Annotated in this window: 14 protein-coding genes, 2 tRNA genes and 1 pseudogene; 6 read left to right on the plus strand and 11 right to left on the minus strand. The window is 44.2% G+C overall.

Annotation, left to right across the window (positions count from 1 at the left end):
* Window positions 1-41 precede the first annotated feature (41 nt).
* From deoC to C1712_RS06530, 6 genes and pseudogenes are all read right to left on the minus strand, one after another.
* Window positions 42-704 carry a deoxyribose-phosphate aldolase gene (gene deoC / locus C1712_RS06505; protein WP_102269793.1) on the minus strand — a complete coding sequence of 221 codons (663 nt, stop codon included), beginning with the start codon at window positions 702-704 and terminating at the stop codon, window positions 42-44.
* A gap of 100 nt (window positions 705-804) precedes the next feature.
* Window positions 805-1,845: a DUF6709 family protein gene (locus C1712_RS06510; RefSeq protein WP_102267869.1), complete on the minus strand. Its 1,041-nt coding sequence runs from the start codon at window positions 1,843-1,845 to the stop codon at window positions 805-807.
* A gap of 73 nt (window positions 1,846-1,918) precedes the next feature.
* A pseudogene (nrdD, locus tag C1712_RS13235) lies at window positions 1,919-2,020 on the minus strand (anaerobic ribonucleoside-triphosphate reductase); the annotation flags it as partial.
* Window positions 2,021-2,266: 246 nt separating this feature from the next.
* Window positions 2,267-3,586: a Cof-type HAD-IIB family hydrolase gene (locus tag C1712_RS13000; RefSeq protein ID WP_245858081.1), complete on the minus strand. Its 1,320-nt coding sequence runs from the start codon at window positions 3,584-3,586 to the stop codon at window positions 2,267-2,269.
* Between the two features lie 182 nt (window positions 3,587-3,768).
* Complete coding sequence (locus C1712_RS06525; RefSeq protein WP_102267874.1) at window positions 3,769-4,812, minus strand: ribonucleotide-diphosphate reductase subunit beta; 1,044 nt, start codon at window positions 4,810-4,812, stop codon at window positions 3,769-3,771.
* A gap of 13 nt (window positions 4,813-4,825) precedes the next feature.
* Window positions 4,826-7,342 (minus strand): ribonucleoside-diphosphate reductase subunit alpha, encoded by a 2,517-nt coding sequence (locus tag C1712_RS06530; RefSeq protein ID WP_102267876.1) that lies wholly within the window; start codon window positions 7,340-7,342, stop codon window positions 4,826-4,828.
* Between the two features lie 287 nt (window positions 7,343-7,629).
* Here C1712_RS06530 and C1712_RS06535 point away from each other — a divergent pair, with 287 nt between their 5' ends.
* Window positions 7,630-8,268 carry a beta/alpha barrel domain-containing protein gene (locus C1712_RS06535; RefSeq protein ID WP_219718845.1) on the plus strand — a complete coding sequence of 213 codons (639 nt, stop codon included), beginning with the start codon at window positions 7,630-7,632 and terminating at the stop codon, window positions 8,266-8,268.
* A gap of 252 nt (window positions 8,269-8,520) precedes the next feature.
* Here C1712_RS06535 and C1712_RS06540 read toward each other — a convergent pair whose 3' ends face one another.
* Window positions 8,521-9,309 carry a ZIP family metal transporter gene (locus C1712_RS06540; RefSeq protein WP_102267878.1) on the minus strand — a complete coding sequence of 263 codons (789 nt, stop codon included), beginning with the start codon at window positions 9,307-9,309 and terminating at the stop codon, window positions 8,521-8,523.
* Between the two features lie 123 nt (window positions 9,310-9,432).
* Here C1712_RS06540 and C1712_RS06545 point away from each other — a divergent pair, with 123 nt between their 5' ends.
* The 5 genes from C1712_RS06545 (at window position 9,433) to C1712_RS06565 (ending at window position 12,661) form a co-directional block, all read left to right on the plus strand.
* Window positions 9,433-10,995 (plus strand): ClC family H(+)/Cl(-) exchange transporter, encoded by a 1,563-nt coding sequence (locus C1712_RS06545; protein WP_102267880.1) that lies wholly within the window; start codon window positions 9,433-9,435, stop codon window positions 10,993-10,995.
* A gap of 60 nt (window positions 10,996-11,055) precedes the next feature.
* The gene (locus tag C1712_RS06550; RefSeq protein ID WP_102267882.1) at window positions 11,056-11,598 is read left to right on the plus strand and encodes a dihydrofolate reductase family protein; all 543 of its coding nucleotides are present in this window, start codon (window positions 11,056-11,058) and stop codon (window positions 11,596-11,598) included.
* Window positions 11,599-11,683: 85 nt separating this feature from the next.
* Window positions 11,684-12,232 carry a TetR/AcrR family transcriptional regulator C-terminal domain-containing protein gene (locus C1712_RS06555; RefSeq protein WP_102267883.1) on the plus strand — a complete coding sequence of 183 codons (549 nt, stop codon included), beginning with the start codon at window positions 11,684-11,686 and terminating at the stop codon, window positions 12,230-12,232.
* Between the two features lie 256 nt (window positions 12,233-12,488).
* Window positions 12,489-12,565, plus strand: a tRNA-Ile gene (locus tag C1712_RS06560).
* Between the two features lie 20 nt (window positions 12,566-12,585).
* Window positions 12,586-12,661, plus strand: a tRNA-Ala gene (locus C1712_RS06565).
* A 98-nt stretch (window positions 12,662-12,759) separates the two neighbouring features.
* Here C1712_RS06565 and C1712_RS06570 read toward each other — a convergent pair.
* The 4 genes from C1712_RS06570 to C1712_RS06585 all read right to left on the minus strand — a co-directional run bounded on the left by C1712_RS06570 (window position 12,760) and on the right by C1712_RS06585 (window position 16,421).
* Window positions 12,760-13,434 (minus strand): N-acetylmuramoyl-L-alanine amidase, encoded by a 675-nt coding sequence (locus C1712_RS06570; RefSeq protein WP_102267885.1) that lies wholly within the window; start codon window positions 13,432-13,434, stop codon window positions 12,760-12,762.
* An 81-nt stretch (window positions 13,435-13,515) separates the two neighbouring features.
* A complete protein-coding gene (locus C1712_RS06575) occupies window positions 13,516-14,013 on the minus strand; it encodes a hypothetical protein (protein WP_102267887.1) in 498 nt (165 codons plus the stop codon).
* Window positions 14,014-14,165: 152 nt separating this feature from the next.
* Window positions 14,166-14,618, minus strand: coding sequence for a GNAT family N-acetyltransferase (locus C1712_RS06580; RefSeq protein ID WP_102267889.1), 453 nt, complete (start codon window positions 14,616-14,618; stop codon window positions 14,166-14,168).
* A 30-nt stretch (window positions 14,619-14,648) separates the two neighbouring features.
* Window positions 14,649-16,421 (minus strand): DUF885 domain-containing protein, encoded by a 1,773-nt coding sequence (locus tag C1712_RS06585; RefSeq protein WP_102267890.1) that lies wholly within the window; start codon window positions 16,419-16,421, stop codon window positions 14,649-14,651.
* Window positions 16,422-16,520 lie beyond the last annotated feature (99 nt).

Below are 16,520 nucleotides of genomic sequence, written 5' to 3' on the forward strand. Positions count from 1 at the left end.
AGTATTTGACGTTCATTGCCAAATACTTTTTTTACATCGAATCAATAACTTTCTTCGCTGCTTTCTCCCTGCATGAGCGCAACGCCGGCACTGCATCCGATCCGAGTTGCCCCTGCCGCTACCATCGCATCCATATCTGCTTTACAACGTACACCGCCGGCTGCTTTTACCTCACATGCCTCTTTTACCGTATCCTTCATGAGCTTTACATGGTGGACCGTTGCACCTGCACTGGAAAAGCCGGTGGAAGTCTTTACGAAGGTCGCCTTGGCATCCATGCATAAGCGGCAAGCGGTTACGATTTCCGCATCGCTCAACAGGCATGTTTCCAAAATAACTTTGACACATCTGCCCTGCGCCGCTTCTACCACCGCTTCGATATCCTTACGCACCGCTTCTTCATTTCCCGCTTTTAATTCCCCGATATTGATCACCATATCGATTTCATCAGCGCCGTTGGCGATCGCATCTCTGGTTTCAAAGGCCTTGACCGCCGTCGTATTGGCACCAAGCGGGAAGCCGATTACCGTACATACCTTGACATCGCTGCCTTTTAACAGCGCGGCACAGGTGGATACCCAGTATGGATTGACGCAGACCGAAGCGAAATCATAAGTTTTTGCTTCTTCACACAAGGTTTCGATCTGTTCCTTGACAGACTGCGGTTTTAATAAAGTATGATCGATCAGTTTATTTGGTTTCATCATTGGTTCCTCTCTTTCTTTCCTGTCCAGTATATCATGAAAGCGTCCATTGAGAAAGAGTGCAAAACCATTTCATACCTGCTTTTGTACTTTGCATTTCTCAGTCATGTTCATCTTCTGTTTCTTTTACCTCTGAAAATGCCTGATCCTGATAAGGAAACTGTTTCTTTCTCCAGATGTCCAGCTTTTTTTGTTTCGCTTTCTCTAACAAGGCGTCAAAATCATGCGCCGCCAAATGCGCATTGATTTCCTCTTCGCCATATAAAGCCGTCGGGGCATTTTTCTGTAACCGTAAATAGTCCTCGTAAGATACCGGAATGCGGCTTTTTTTATGATTACGGTCATAAAGCAAAATCGATTCTTTAGAATAACAGGCCCAGACGATCCTAGCATAAGGCAAAACATGGATCGCCCCCTTTTCTTTACAGCGGTAGTACAACAGATGTGCACCGAATAACAGGTCTTTTACCTGCGCCAAATGACAGACCTCCCGATCCGCTTCGCGGCGGTTTTGTACTGATAGGAGACGATAAGCGCGATAGGCCTTGGCTTCATCATTGAACCGGATCAAAATAAGCATGATCACACCGCCGATCACAACAGCTATGATCCAAATACAAAATCCCCAGAAAAGCGGCTTTGAAAGATTGCCGACATATCCCTGATGCAGCACATACGCGGCAATATGATAGGAAAACTGCAATTCTTCCTCTACTAATCCCTGCTCTTCCACGTATCGATCAATTTCTTCCCGCATCTTTTGATCCATCTGTGTATGAATGCCTCCGACCGTTTCCTCACTGTTTCCATCTGCGATCATCGCCGCAAAATAAGCGTCATCCATTTTGATCAGGTACACCTTTTCCCCGTTTATGGCAATCGGGCCATACAATTCCTGCTTGCGCCAGTCCATTCGCTGATTATACAGACAGTCGCTTTGAAAAAGGCATTGCAAAGCATCTGTATCCGTTTCTCTGCGCAGCGCTTCATAAAAATAACTGATCCTGACCGGTGCATTGTAATATTTCACTTTCTGTGCGATCAGCACAAAGGCCGGCATCGCCAAAAGCAGCGTGAATAGGACCACCACGACACGTTTGATCAGATTATGGATTCGATAAGTATGTATGATCTGTTTCATCGGCATCCTTCCTTTGTCACATTATAGCGAATCTAAGCGAAAAAGAAAAGACACACATGTCGCCATGTGTATCTTATGCGTGTTTGACCCGATCTCTTTCTTCCGCTGCTTTCGCATCATTGAAGCGATCCAGCGTACCTACCAAATAACCGGTGATTCTTCTGATCTTCTCAAATTTCATCGGCGCCAAATAATAGCCGACACCGACCTCCTCACCGTCAAAATCCAAAGAGATCGATTCGATATCACGTCCCGGATTTTTCTCTTTTACATAACGGATGTAGTTATGCAGTTCACTTTCCTCTACATCTAAATTATAAGAAATTTCAATACCGTCGATCGTTTTGTTATATACCATGCTCATCAGCCTCCTATTTAAGGTTATTATAACGCGAATTGCGCATAGAAGAAACTGAAATGCTTATTTTTTCAACGATTTCGTTAAAATATAGTCATCCATGACATAACCGTTCCCGATATCGCTTACCACCGCATCACAAATGACAAAGCCCTTATGCCGATAAACATCTAAAGAATGTGTGTTGTACTTATTGCAGGTAAGCGTGATGGAAGGCAGATCGTATTGTTTCGCCGTCTGTTCCGCCTGTTTTAACATCATGTTCGCATATCCTTTGCCTCGGTATGCTTTCTTTAGATACAGCTTGCTTAAAAACAAAGTATCCGCTTTGGGGCAAACCCCCAGATAACCGATTGCTTCTTTTCCCAAATAGGCGATCCAATATTGATAGGCGTCTTGTTTGATCGCTTTGTGGAGCGCCGTTTCACTTTGAAAGCGATCCACCATATAATCGATCTGATCAGCGCTTAACAAAGCGACAAAGTATTCATGCCAGATTCCATCAGCCAGCTTTGCCAAAGCCTTGATCTGCGCATTTGTTTCACAGCATACAAGCTGTACCTCTTTCTTTGCGGGCAGGGCAAACTCCCAAATGACTTCCGCGACCGCCCCGTGCAAAGCATCATTTTTCGTAATATGATCGGCAACTTGCTTAACGGCTTCCTGTCCATTGGCAACACATACGCCAAGTCCCGCATAAGCGATCATCGAGGCATCATTGGCATTATCGCCGATGGCAATGATATCCTCTCGCGCAATATGCAATAGCTCTGCCAGCTGTGCTAATGCTTTGCCTTTGTCGATCGAGCGATCATTTAATTCCATATAGCGATTGCTGGAATAAGAGAGCGAAAGTGCGTCCTTCCATTCCTTCGGCATCTGTTTTTCTATTTCATACAAATAATCCATATCGTTATTTTGATACATCATCTTGATGATCTCCACGCCCGCTAACGCATCAAATGATTCGATTTCCTGATAATGCGTTGCCTCAAAATATTCCAAACGCATTTTTTCATCATCATTGATCCGATAGATATACAAGGTATCTTCACTGAACACCTGTATGCAGACGGAAAACTGCTGACCAAACGCAAACAGCTCCCGCGCCAGATCAAAAGACATCGCACTTTTCTTCACACAGTGCAGGTCAGCACATGACAGGATCAAGGCACCGTTGTTGACCAACAGATATTCATCAGGGTTTTGCCAAAGGTGCAGTTGTCTTAACATCGGCTCTAACGTAAATCCCGGACGCCCCGTCGCCAATACAAAGCGGCCTCCCTGTTTGATAAAAGCGTCGATTGCCGCTATGTTTTCCGGCGCGATCTTGCCTGCTTCATACAATGTTTCATCAATATCACATGCAATCAGTCGATACATCATTTCTTCCTCCCATCCGCACCGATTCCTTTATCATTGATCGGTTTGCTTCCTGCTGTCATTACAACATACAGTATAACTCTAGCATAGAACAAACCGCCAGTCAATTTCTCTCAAACATAGCCGCTCATATCCTGATTTATCACTGATTCGCCATCAAAAAAGGCAGATTATCCTGCCTGTTACAGATCATCTACCAGCGCCGTGCTTTTCGCATAGGCGGTGGACTTTGCTTCAAAGAAATCAGTTTTGATCAGATTCGCATTGGAATACATGGATACCCATTCCATTGATTTCGGCTCTTTTTCATATCCTTCATAAAGAACCCCAAAGCCAAGTGAGGTACTGCGCAGATTTCCCAAATAGTAAATATATGCCGATACCATTTCCATCGTCAATCCTTCGATCTCATCGCCGATCACATAGGCAGCCCAGCGGATTTCTTCCTCTACGCCCTGCTTCAGCATCTTTCGATATTCTTCGATACGCTCTTTCGTAAACAACTGCGGTTCCTCTTTCTGCAATTCTAAGATCATGGAGCGAAACAGCCATAAATGCGTGTTTTCATCACGGTTGATATAGCGGATCTCCTGCACCGAACCGGGCATTTTCCCCATTCTTCCCAGATTGTAGAAAAACATAAAGCCGGAATAAAAGTAAATGCCTTCTAAAATATAATTGGCCATCATCGTCTTCATTAAGTGATAGCTGTCACGATGAAGCTGAAAATCATTGTAGAGATCACCGATAAACTTATTTCTTGCGAGCAGATGTGCATCATCTTTCCACTGGTATAAAATATCGTTTCTTTCCTGTGGTGAACAGATCGAATCCAACATATAGCTGTAGCTTTGTGAATGCACCGCTTCCTGAAATGCCTGAATCGTCAAACAGAGATTGACTTCATTGGCGGTAATGTATTCACCCACATTAGGCAGATTGGCTGTCTGTATGGAATCCAGAAAGATCAAAAAGGATAAGGTCTTGTCATATGCCGTTTTTTCTGCCTTGCTTAACTTTCGATAATCTTTCACATCCTGATTCAAATTGATTTCCTCGGGGATCCAAAAATTATTCATCGCCTGTCGGTACCAGTCTGATACCCAGCTGTATTTCATATTGTTAAAATCATTCAGATTGGTCGTATTGCCGTTGATCATGCGACGTTTTCCTACCTCGCAATCACCGCTTTCATTAAACAGCGGTTTCCGTTTCAAATCGTTCATAGCTGCTCCTTTCCTAAGATGCGCATGATTCGCATTCTTCTACTTCTAATGCCTTGCTGCGAACATAATACAGTGTTTTTACCCCACATTCCCATGCGTGGATCAGTAACTGCAATACCTGGCGAAGTGTAAATTCATTGGTAATATACAGATTGACCGATTGGGCCTGATCGATGTGGCGCTGACGGATGCCGGCAGAACGAACGATCCAGTTCTGGTCGATCGTATGTGCGTTTTTATACAGCCAGAAGGTCTTTGCATTCAGATCCGGCGCTACTCTGGCGATCATGCTGCCTTTTTTCTCTTCCAAGAAATATTTATTCATGATCGGATCGATGCCGGCCGTCGTACCGGCAATGATCGAAGTAGAACTGGTCGGTGCGATCGCCATGATCCACGCGTTGCGCAGTCCATCGGCTGCGACTTGTTCGGCAAGTTGGTTCCATGCTTCGCTGTGATAACCGCGTTTGGTAAAATAAGCTCCGCTCTGCCAGTCGCTTCCTTCAAACTGTGCATAACGTCCCTTTTCCTTTGCCAATGCATGACTTGCGGAAATCGCATGATAGTTGATCTTTTCAAACAGCTCGTCAACAAAGTGCAAATGCTCCTCAGACTCAAAACGGATTCCCTGCTTGCAGAGCATATGGTGATACCCGCTGACCCCAAGACCGATCGGACGATACATCTGGTTGGTGATCTTTGCATAGGGAATCGGATAATAGTTGAGATCAATGACATTATCCAAAGCGCGTACCACGACTTTGATGATATGGGCGAGCGCTTCTTCATCTTCGACGGCGATATTGCCCAATGACAGACTGGCGAGGTTACATACCACAAAATCCCCCGGCTTGCTTTGATTGACTACGATTTTCTCATTGCCGACTTCCACGATCCGGCTTTCCATCAATTCGATCGCTTTCATGTTCTGTGCGATTTCCGTACATAGATTGCTGCAATAGATCATGCCTTTATGCGGATTGGGATTCATGCGGTTGACATGATCGCGGTTAAAGGTAAACGGCGTTCCGGTTTCTACTGCCGATTTCAATATCAGCCGCACGACATCTTTTAATACCATGGCACGTTTAGGGATCCTGGCATCCTGCACACATTCAAAATAGCGTTTCTCCCACTCTGCTCCATAATAATCTTCTAAGTGATAACCTTTGATCTTGTGGATCTCATGCGGACACATCAAATACCATGTCGCATTCAGATCTTCCTTTGCCATTTTCCAGAACAAGTCCGGATAGCAGATGGCAGGAAATACATCATGTGCTTTCATGCGGTCATCGCCATTGTTGGTTCTAAGACTTAAAAACTCCGGCAGATCTTTATGCCATGCGTCTAAGTACACGGCTACCGCGCCTTGTCGTACACCTAGCTGATCGACTGCGGTTGCCGTATCATTGACGAGCTTGATCCAGCGGATGACTCCGCCGGCAGCTCCTTCAAAGCCACGAATATCACTGCCGTTGGCGCGTACTTTGCCAAAATATAATCCCATCCCGCCGCCATACTTTGACACTTGTGCGAAATTATCGATGCTTTTATAAATATTGCTGAGCGTATCTGCCACGGTGTCAATAAAACAGCTGGATAGCTGGTGGTATGGTTTGCGGGCATTGGCCATCGTCGGCGTCGCCATCGTTACCTGTAATTTGCTTAGAATATCATAGATTTCCTTTGCCCAGTGCACCCGATCGTTTTCTTTCATTGCCAAATGCATGGCAATTCCCATAAACATCTCCTGCGGTGTTTCTAAAACCTCATGGGAGTGAGAACAGATCAGATATCGCTTCTTGATCAGTTCCAATCCGCTGAAGGTAAGCAAAGCATCTCTTTCATCTTGCATATATGCTTCTAATGCGTCGATTTCTTCCTTCTGATAATGCGCTAGGATGTAACTGCCGTAATAGCCCTCTGCTTCCAGATAGCGGATCTTCTCATAAAAAGAGGAAATTGCCAGTTTCTGCATCCGTGCGTCGATCTGTGCATGCAGTTCATACGCATAAAACAAAGAAGCGATGTACTCCCATTTCGGCGCTTCCTTGCTGATGAGCTCCACACAGGCTTTGATCAACATCTGTAAGCGTGCATCGGCATTCATATCCGCTTTTATGAATGATTGAAACTTTGCATGCAAATGACGAAGATCGTAAACATCTTCCTGGTAATCCTTTTGGATCTTTATCATGATCTTGCGCAAGGCCTCATTATGCGTTAACGCTAACAGTTCATTTATGATTTGGCGATGTTCCGCCTGTTTCTGCCGATATAAAATATAACGCTTTGCCTCTTGGTAAAAGCGGTGGTGCATCAGCTGTTCTTCCACCAGATCCTGTATCTTTTCTACACGCAATAAAGAGGCATCTGCTTCTGCCTGTCTTGTAATTTCCCGTACGATCTCTTGCAGTATTGCAGGACTGATTTCCGTATCGCCGCTTTGAAACGCTTTTTGGATCGCTGTGGCGATCTTTTGCCCGTTAAACTCCTGAAAGGATCCATCTCTTTTCTGTATTTTCATGATAGCCAACCACCTTTTTTATCAGTATAGATGAAATGAGCGGTTCTTCGCAACTGAGATGACTGAAAGAAAACAGGCATGCTATTTACAATCCTTTTCAGTGTGATTTCTGCAACATCTTTTCAATTGTGCTTACGGAACTGTGTTTTCCTTTATAATCGTCTAAGCGGCAATAGTCTATTTTTTGTATATTTGAACGAAAAAAGCGACATTTTTTGTACCATTATTTTGTTGTAAGCCTCCCTTTTTCTTTAGTAAAATGAAAATGCAAGGAGGACAATGCAACTATGATCATGAAAAAAATGAAGACGACTGCGCGCATGTATGAAGTCGGCGCACTGGCAATCGTGCGTGCGGAAACACTGGAGCGTGCCTGTGAAATTGCCGATGGCTGTATCAAGGGCGGCGTGCCGGTCATGGAAATGAGCTATACCTTAAATAATGCCGGTACGATCATTGAAGGATTAAAGCAGAAATACGGTGATGCGCTTTGTGTAGGTGCAGGGACGGTGCTGGATCGGGAAACGGCGCGGCATGCGATCTTGCACGGCGCACAGTTCATCATCGCTCCTAATTTTGACAAAGGTGTCGCGGAAATGTGCAATCGCTATCAGATTCCTTATGCACCGGGCTGTACGACATTGAGCGAAGCGATCGAAGGGCTGAGCAGCGGAGCGGCTTTCATCAAAGCCTTCCCCATCTCCGATTTCTATGGTCCAAAGCTGGTAAAGGTATTCAAAACACCGATTCCTGATATGCCGATCCTCGCATCCGGCGGCATCCATTTGGATAATCTGCAAAACTGGCTGGAAAATGGAGTCGATGTCTGTGGATTCGGCGGCTTGCTCACAAAGGGAAGCAGTGATGAGATTGCGGAAAATGCCGCTAAGATCAAAGCGATCATTGCCGCTTATCGTAATCAGTAAACAGTATTTCTTTTCTCAAAACCTCTCTTCTAAAAGAACACACTATTACAGCTTGTAATAAGCAAACCCATATAAAAAACTCGCCTATGGCAAGATTCTGCAAAGCAATCGCAGATCCTATTCGCCTGATGCGAGTTTTTTCTATTCTGTTTCTATATTCCTATTTCCCCATTCGCGTCCTCCCTTATTTGAAAGTACGCACATGGAAATTTTATTATTTGTGCTCTCGCTTTACAGCGATTCGCAAAGCCATCAGCCAAGCGCAACATCCAATATCATCATCAGCACAAAGCCGAACGCTACACCGACCGTTGCAATGTTGGTGTGCTCTCCATGCTGTGCCTCCGGAATCAATTCCTCTACCACGACATAAATCATCGCCCCGGCCGCAAATGAAAGCAAATACGGCAAGATCGGTACGACAAAGTTGGTGAGCAGGATCGTGAAAGCAGCTGCCAGCGGTTCTACAATGCCCGTCATCATGCCATAGAAAAAGGATTTGCTTTTGGAATGCGATGCACTTTTTAAGGGCATGGAAATGATGGCGCCCTCGGGAAAATTTTGAATGGCGATCCCGATCGTCAAAGCAAACGCTCCCGCTAGTGACAAATTGACATTACCGGCTAAAAAACCGGCAAACACGACGCCCACCGCCATTCCTTCCGGAATGTTATGCAAAGTAACCGCCAATACCAGCATCGTATTCTTTTTCAGATGGGATTTCACCCCTTCCGGCTGATCACTATCTAAATGCAAATGCGGGATCACACTGTCTAATAAGAGCAGAAATCCCATACCGGCAAGAAAACCGACTGCCGCAGGTACAAACGACCATTTTTCTAAATGTGCAGAGGCATCCAAAGAAGGAATCAGCAGCGACCAAACACTGGCAGCGACCATGACCCCTGATGCAAAGCCAAGCAAGATCTTCTGCACCCATTCTTTCATCTCATTGCGCATAAAAAAGACCATGGCACTGCCTAGTGTCGTGCCGACAAAAGGAATCAACAAACCGATAACCACACTTGTAAATTCAGACATGTCATCACTCCTTTCCATATCAGTATTCGTTGTTATGGCTATTATATACAGAACCAAAGAAAAAGAAAAGAGCCTTGCTTCTTATGTTATAATAGTAAAAACGTATGAAAATAGGAGAAACATATGAAAAGCAGGAAAGAGACAACAGCTTTATTGCATGCACGCAGTCACTTGAAATATATTTTGATCTTAGAGGGATCGATCGTCGGTCTGCTGGCAGGGATCGTCAGCATCATTTATCGAATCTTATTAGGAAAAAGTGAATCATTTGTATATCAGATCGCAAAGTTGGTAAAAGAGGATGGGATCTATCTGATTGCGCTGTTCTTATTTTTATTTGTTTTAGGCTTTATTATTTCACAAGCATTAAAAAAAGAACCCTTTATCAGCGGTAGCGGGATCCCACAAGTAGAAGCAGAAGTGCAAAATCAAATCGATCAGTGCTGGTATCGCGTGCTGATCGCCAAGATCATCGGCGGTACATGTGCGGTGCTGGGCGGCTTGTCATTAGGACGAGAAGGGCCGAGCATTCAGTTAGGTGCAATGTGTGGAAAAGGCTTTTCTAAGATCTTTCGGCGCATCAAAGTCGAGCAGCGTTATTTGATCACATGCGGTGCGGCCGCCGGTTTATCTGCGGCCTTTAACGCTCCCTTAGCGGGAATCTTGTTTGCATTGGAGGAAATCCACAAAATTTTTTCGATGTCCGCCATCGTTTCGGTCATGTGTGCTTCGATCATGGGTGATTTTCTATCACAGTACGTATTTGGATTGGAACCGGCATTGGCTTTTCAAGTAGAAGCGGTACTGCCGCTTTCCTGTTATGGGTTGATCATCGTGCTCGGTATAGTATGCGGCGTTTTAGGAGCTGGCTATAATGCGGCCATTTTACAAGGGCAGCGTCTCTATGAGAAAATCCCCTTTCTGAAATCACATCAACGTGTTTATATCCCGCTGCTCTTATCCGGGTTCCTGTTTTTCGTATTTCCGGAGGTGCTTTGCGGCGGACATCATATGACCTCACTGTTGGATGAGTCAATGCTGTTATCTTCTCTGTTTTTCCTGCTCATCGTTAAATTTTTATTTTCTTTGTGCAGCTTCGCTTCCGGTGCGCCGGGCGGCATCTTTTTTCCTTTGCTGGTGCTGGGCTGTTATATCGGCGCTATTTTCGGTAAGATTTCTTTATCGGTATGGATGATCGATCCGATTTATTTCACTAATTTCGTCATCATCGCAATGGCCGGCTTTTTTGCGGGTATCGTAAGAGCACCGATTACCGGCATCGTACTGATTGCGGAAATGACCGGATCTCTGCATCATTTACTATCATTGGCGCTTGTTTCTATCGTTGCCTACGTAACGGCTCATTTTATGAAAAGCAAGCCGATCTATGAAAGTCTGCTCGATCGGCTGTTACGCCGTCAGGGAGTGGATTTAGAGCATGGAAGCGAACAGAAGCGTCTGGTAGAAGTAATCGTGGAAATCGGTTCCGTCATTGAAAATCGGCAGGTCAAAGACATTGCATGGCCTTCTAAATGCTTATTGGTAGGTATCCATAGGGGCGTAGAGGAAGTATTGCCGAAAGGCACAACCACGATCAACAGCGGCGATACGATCATTGCCTTATTAGAAATTCCCGGTGCTACTATGGCAGAAGCGGAACTGGAAGAACTATGCAAGTCCGGCTGATTGTTTCAGATCTAAAAGCACTCTGTCATTTATCGTATTACTCTTAAAAAACAGGAAGGAATGAAACAAATGCGAGAAGTCATTTTATATGTTTGTCAAAGTTTAGATGGTTATATCAGCGATGAAGCGGAAAAGATGGACTGGATGTATGGAGATGATCCGACCTTGCCGGATCTGGATTATGACACTTTCATTGAAAACGTAGATACAGTCTTGATGGGGAAACGTACTTATGACATCATTTGTCAATTATCCGACGAATGGCCTTATGCCAAGCAGCACACCTATGTGTTTACCCACCAAACAAATCTGAAGCAGGAAGGTATTACCTTTCTTGCACAACCAATCAAAGATGTGATCGATGCACTTAAAAAGCAAGAGGGCAAACAAATTTGGCTCTGCGGCGGCGCATCGCTGATCCAGCAATGTATCGAACAAGATCTCATTGATGCATATGAACTCTTTATGATCCCGGTTATCCTTGGAAAAGGCATTCCGCTATTTTCTTCCTGCCCTTTGAAACGTTTGAAACTTCGCACATGTCAGGCAAAAAACGGCATCGTCCGCTTATCTTATCGCCGCCATTCATACGATGCTGCGTAAAGCGGAAAGAAGCTTTCCCGCCAGTGGTCCATTTGAATTTTCCTTTTCGATTATGTTATGATTAAATTATAAAGGAGTGGTAGGTATGCAAGCCTATGATAAGACTAAGTATCGTTTCGCCCATGCCATCATTGAAGTGATGAAACATGAACCACTTGAAAAAATCACCGTAAAGGATATTGTGAAAAAGGCCGGTCTTACCCGGCAGACCTTTTACCGCTACTTCAAAGACAAATATGATCTGGTAAACTGGTATTTTGATGTACTGGCACAGAAATCTTTCAAACAGATGGGTGTGCAGTGCACCTTACAGGAGGGACTGGAAAAACAGTTTACTTTTATCAAGGAAGAAAAACTGTTTTTTACCCAAGCTTTCCTCTATGGTAAACAAAACTCTCTGTTTAATTATGCCTATGACTGTATTCTGCATTTTTATGAAGGAATCATCGTTAAAAAAAGCGGACAGCCACTGGACGGTAATCTACGATTTTTGCTTCGTATGTACTGTCATGCCAGCATCTATATGACGGCGGAATGGGTACGCAGCGGGATGAGGATGTCCTGCAAGGAGCTCAGTTCCCTGCTGATCGAGGCTTTGCCAACGGCGTTAGCAGCGATATTGCTGGAAGGATGATCATTTAGAAAAGGCGCATGCGCGTCTTTTTTATCAAACACCGCATTTTATTTGACTTATATAAGGAGAACATCTGTTTATCACTGTACCAAGCGACTTTTACAACGATACGAAAGAGCGCGCATGCTCTTTTGATCAAGCAGAAATCCTTTTCAGATAGTGCATTTTGGGTGTTTCTCATAATTTTATAAAATAAACAAAAATATATTGACAATAAAAAAAGAACATGGTAATATAACAAAGCATTCGATGACAAGGGCCTGTAGCTCAGGTGGTTAGAGCGCACCCCTGATAAGGGTGAGGTCGTTGGTTCAAGTCCATTCAGGCCCACCATCATCGAATTTGATATACATGGGGTTATAGCTCAGCTGGGAGAGCACCTGTTTTGCACGCAGGGGGTCAGGGGTTCGAATCCCCTTAGCTCCACCAAATTTTTAACAAAACGCATAGGTTTGATTCCTATGCGCTTTTTTTATATATTTACACGATTGCCCTTTTGATGAAACATTCATTCTCTTCACGCCCGTTCACTGTAATGCAACAAAATACGCTTCTATCCCGGAAACGATCGCCTGCGCCAATTCTAACTGATAATCCTCCTCTTGAAGCAGCTTTTGTTCTTGTGGATTTGACAGGAATCCACATTCGATCAATAATCCCGTCGATCTTGTTTCATTCAGTATATAATAATCTCCTGCCTTGTTATGCATCACATGATCACTGACCGAATCCATCGCTTCCGCAATATAGGATGCCAGCAGTTCACCATCTGTATTTCCTTTCTGATAAAAGATCTGTACGCCATGCACATCAGCCGAAGGATAAGCATTCAGATGGATACTGATGAAAAGATCGATACGATTCTGATTGATCATCTCCACCCGTTTACGCATATCTTCCTTTTTACGCGAAGTGGCATTTTCACTTGCCAAATCATAATCGCCGGTTCTCGTCATCACGACTCCTGCACCTTTCTCCCTTAACGCTTTTCTCACTTTTTTCGCGATTAGTAAATTGATCTCATCTTCATTCGCCTCATTTGCCATTGCCCCATTGTCTTTGCCGCCATGTCCGCTGTCAATGACGATCATTACCCCTGACAGGGTAGCATCCTGTATCTTTTTTCCACCTGCCTCAGTCATGATCAGCATCGCAGCTATCATCACCAGCGCTATACAGCCATACTTCCATTTTTGCTTCATCGCATCCACCCCTTTCAGTATATGTTTCTAAACAGAAAAAAAGCCCGATCGGACTTTATTCATGATATGACTTATCTCTTATCAGGCTCCATTTGCCACATAAATCTGTTCCAAGGTCTGTTCCAATAACGCCTTGCAGGAATCAATCGTCTGATGCCGCACAAACGAATAGATCGTTGCCAGTTTTTCCAATACATACTCATAATACTGACTCTGCTTCTGATTAAAGCGTTTCCCATGCTCTAACGCATTACAGCGGTTGCGATAAAGCGTCTTTAATAAGGCACACCAATCCCGTAGATCGACCGAGTTCAAGATATTTTGATAATATTGAAAGCCGGGATTACGCGGTATTTCAAAACATACCAGATCCGCCATCTCATCTAAATAGTGTTCCAATGTTTGTTTGCTTGGAAGTGATTGCAGATGTCCGCCGGCATTATCACACGGCACCTTAAATTCGCAATACTCCGATCCAAGCGAATACAATAAATAAAATGTTCGATCCTTTTCCTGTTTGATTTGTTTGATTTGAGATACATCCAGTCGATACAGCACAATATCGCCGCTGCGAAACATATACAACCCTCCTTTGAAAAGAAAAAGCAGACACTGCATGATCCATCCATTTGTGAAACTACTGTGTACTGCTTTGTTACGTTCTTATTATAGCATGTATTTTTTTATTTCGTAAGTGCAAAATAGTATATATTTTTGCTTTTAGATGTTGCTTATGCGCCTCTTTTCATCACATCGACCGTCAGTGTGATGCTTTCATTTCCCGGCATCCGGCCGCTTTTTACTTCACTTACATAGAATCCGAATTTTTTATAAAGCCGTTTTGCCTGTTCATTGCCCTGTATCACTTCCAGTTCCATCTCAGATGTTCCATGCGCAAGCGCAAACGCCACCAAAGCACTGCCGATGCCTTCTTTTTGCCGTGTAACATCGACATACAGCCAGCCAATCTCATCCTCATGAAAAGCGATAAAGCCGACGACTTTCTGATCCTTTTGCGCAACATAAACCTGATAAGCAAACAGCTTTTCTCTTTTTGAAGCAATGATAAAAGGCACAAATGCACAGGACAGGGAAGCAGCTGCCAATTCCTGCCGCCGCGCCGCATCATGTATTTCTGCTAAACGATTGAAATCCGGTTCTTGATAGGGACGAATCTCGATCATTGTCCTCTCACACCTCCATTTCTTGCTATTTTACTTCGCTGTGTCAATATAAGCGGATATCTCCTCACGGATCTGTTCAAACGGCAAAGCGCCGCATGCCAGGATTGCCTCATGGAACGCTTTTTCATCGAAATCATCGCCTAATGCCGATTCTGCCTGTTCCCGCAGCTCCATGATTTCAAGATAACCGATATAATAAGGTTCAAACATGACCGGATTATTTTGCAGCTGCATATATTGTGCACGCATCTCTTCTTCACTCAGGCTAAGCATATTTTCTTCCATGAAATCCCCAAATGTTTCCAGATCCCATCCCTTATAATGAATACCGATATCTGCCAAGATGATGACCGCATAACTGATCTCCTCATTGGCGATATAGGCTTTCTGATAAGCCGCCGAAACATCATCTAAATAAGCGAGCGCCTGATAGCTGGCATAGATCGCATAGCCTTCAGAATATGCTTGATTTCTACCTAAGGTCGTCAGATAAGGATGTTGGTTTTGTTCCAGTGCATAGGTAAACTGATACATATGGCCCGGGTATCCTTCATGTGCTACCGTTACAAAGTTAGAGACGCTGCCGACATCGCCGTACAGCGGATTTACCCGAAGCTGATGCGGTTGTGTTGAATCAAAAGCAGGCAGATTGAAATAAGCGGCAATACCTGAATCTGAGCCAAGTTCTTCACTGAGCGCAATGATTTCATATTTCGTATCGCTGATTTCAGGAAAATCCGCAAACATATGGCCTTTCAGATATTCCATGATGCTTTCATAATCGCCAAAGCCGGTGCTTGTTTCTCCCAACAGCTGATCCATTACCTCTGGATCGCTCATCAATGCCTCATAAAGATCGTTAAAGCCGTTCTCAAATTCCTGTGTCATCCATTCTTCGATTTCATCGATCGAACGATCAGAACCGATCCCCGCCTGAAACAGCAGTTCATAGTATTCTTTGCCATGTTCAAACTGTGCCAGCCCTTCCATATGATTATCGCCATCTGTTTGAAATTCGATCATGGCTGCACGAATATCCTCGTAAGCAGGAATAAACGATTCATCAAAGGCCGCTTTCAACTCTTCTTTGTAAGCCTGTGTTTGTTCAGCGCTTAACCCCAGCGCATCTAAACGCGCATAGATAGAAGCCAAGACCGCGCTGTTCTCCCGGTTTTCCAAAATACCGTCACAATGTTCGATGATGCTTTCCAGATCCAGCATCAACAAACCTTTTTCTTCCTGCCGTTTGGTATAATCCAGTGCACTGTCTACATATGGTTTTGTATCACGCAGGATCACGATCAGATCCTGTACATCTTTTTCATCGCGCAGTTCCCAATCCGCAAAGGTCGTAGCCAAAGCATAGTGTAACCCGCCGGCACTGGAAAACAGGCATTCATAATAATCAAAACGATCTTCCAACAGTTTTTCTTCGATCGCAAAATTAAATGCATAAAGATCATAAAGCTGACGCTGTTTTTCATTCAGCAGCGATCGATCAAACTCCCCAAAGGCATCGATCGTCTTTTTTCTTTCCGCTTTTCCCGCAGCTAAGGTTTCTTCATCATACCGCGCGCCTAGGCTTACCTCCACTTGTTCCTCATCTACACCAAATTTTTCCGGCTGTTCCATCAGCTGATGCATGGTGGCATAGTCTGACTCCATCGTATTGATAAAATCCTGTTCTACGAACGCATCAAACTTCTTCTGCTCTTCTTTCGGGTCTTTCCCTCCACAGCCTTGTAATGTGCCGATGAGAAGTGCCGCTGCCAGAAACAGTGTGCTTTTTCTTAGTCGTTTCATATGATTCCTCCCATAGATGCAATTTTACTTTTGTATTGCTTTATCCATAGTATAACATGATTCGCATGAAATTATCGCTATGTTTGGCATAAATCCTAT

It is taken from the genome of Massilicoli timonensis, from assembly GCF_900199515.1.
Classification (GTDB): Bacteria; Bacillota_I; Bacilli_A; order Erysipelotrichales; family Erysipelotrichaceae; genus Massilicoli; species Massilicoli timonensis.

What these genes read in the sequence shown, in the direction of transcription:
- deoC (WP_102269793.1), bottom strand. Translation starts at nt 704, where the DNA reads ATGAAACCAAATAAACTGATCGATCATACTTTATTAAAACCGCAGTCT.
- C1712_RS06510 (WP_102267869.1), bottom strand. Translation starts at nt 1,845, where the DNA reads ATGAAACAGATCATACATACTTATCGAATCCATAATCTGATCAAACGT.
- C1712_RS13000 (WP_245858081.1), bottom strand. Translation starts at nt 3,586, where the DNA reads ATGTATCGACTGATTGCATGTGATATTGATGAAACATTGTATGAAGCA.
- C1712_RS06525 (WP_102267874.1), bottom strand. Translation starts at nt 4,812, where the DNA reads ATGAACGATTTGAAACGGAAACCGCTGTTTAATGAAAGCGGTGATTGC.
- C1712_RS06530 (WP_102267876.1), bottom strand. Translation starts at nt 7,342, where the DNA reads ATGAAAATACAGAAAAGAGATGGATCCTTTCAGGAGTTTAACGGGCAA.
- C1712_RS06535 (WP_219718845.1), top strand. Translation starts at nt 7,630, where the DNA reads ATGATCATGAAAAAAATGAAGACGACTGCGCGCATGTATGAAGTCGGC.
- C1712_RS06540 (WP_102267878.1), bottom strand. Translation starts at nt 9,309, where the DNA reads ATGTCTGAATTTACAAGTGTGGTTATCGGTTTGTTGATTCCTTTTGTC.
- C1712_RS06545 (WP_102267880.1), top strand. Translation starts at nt 9,433, where the DNA reads ATGAAAAGCAGGAAAGAGACAACAGCTTTATTGCATGCACGCAGTCAC.
- C1712_RS06550 (WP_102267882.1), top strand. Translation starts at nt 11,056, where the DNA reads ATGAAACAAATGCGAGAAGTCATTTTATATGTTTGTCAAAGTTTAGAT.
- C1712_RS06555 (WP_102267883.1), top strand. Translation starts at nt 11,684, where the DNA reads ATGCAAGCCTATGATAAGACTAAGTATCGTTTCGCCCATGCCATCATT.
- C1712_RS06570 (WP_102267885.1), bottom strand. Translation starts at nt 13,434, where the DNA reads ATGAAGCAAAAATGGAAGTATGGCTGTATAGCGCTGGTGATGATAGCT.
- C1712_RS06575 (WP_102267887.1), bottom strand. Translation starts at nt 14,013, where the DNA reads ATGTTTCGCAGCGGCGATATTGTGCTGTATCGACTGGATGTATCTCAA.
- C1712_RS06580 (WP_102267889.1), bottom strand. Translation starts at nt 14,618, where the DNA reads ATGATCGAGATTCGTCCCTATCAAGAACCGGATTTCAATCGTTTAGCA.
- C1712_RS06585 (WP_102267890.1), bottom strand. Translation starts at nt 16,421, where the DNA reads ATGAAACGACTAAGAAAAAGCACACTGTTTCTGGCAGCGGCACTTCTC.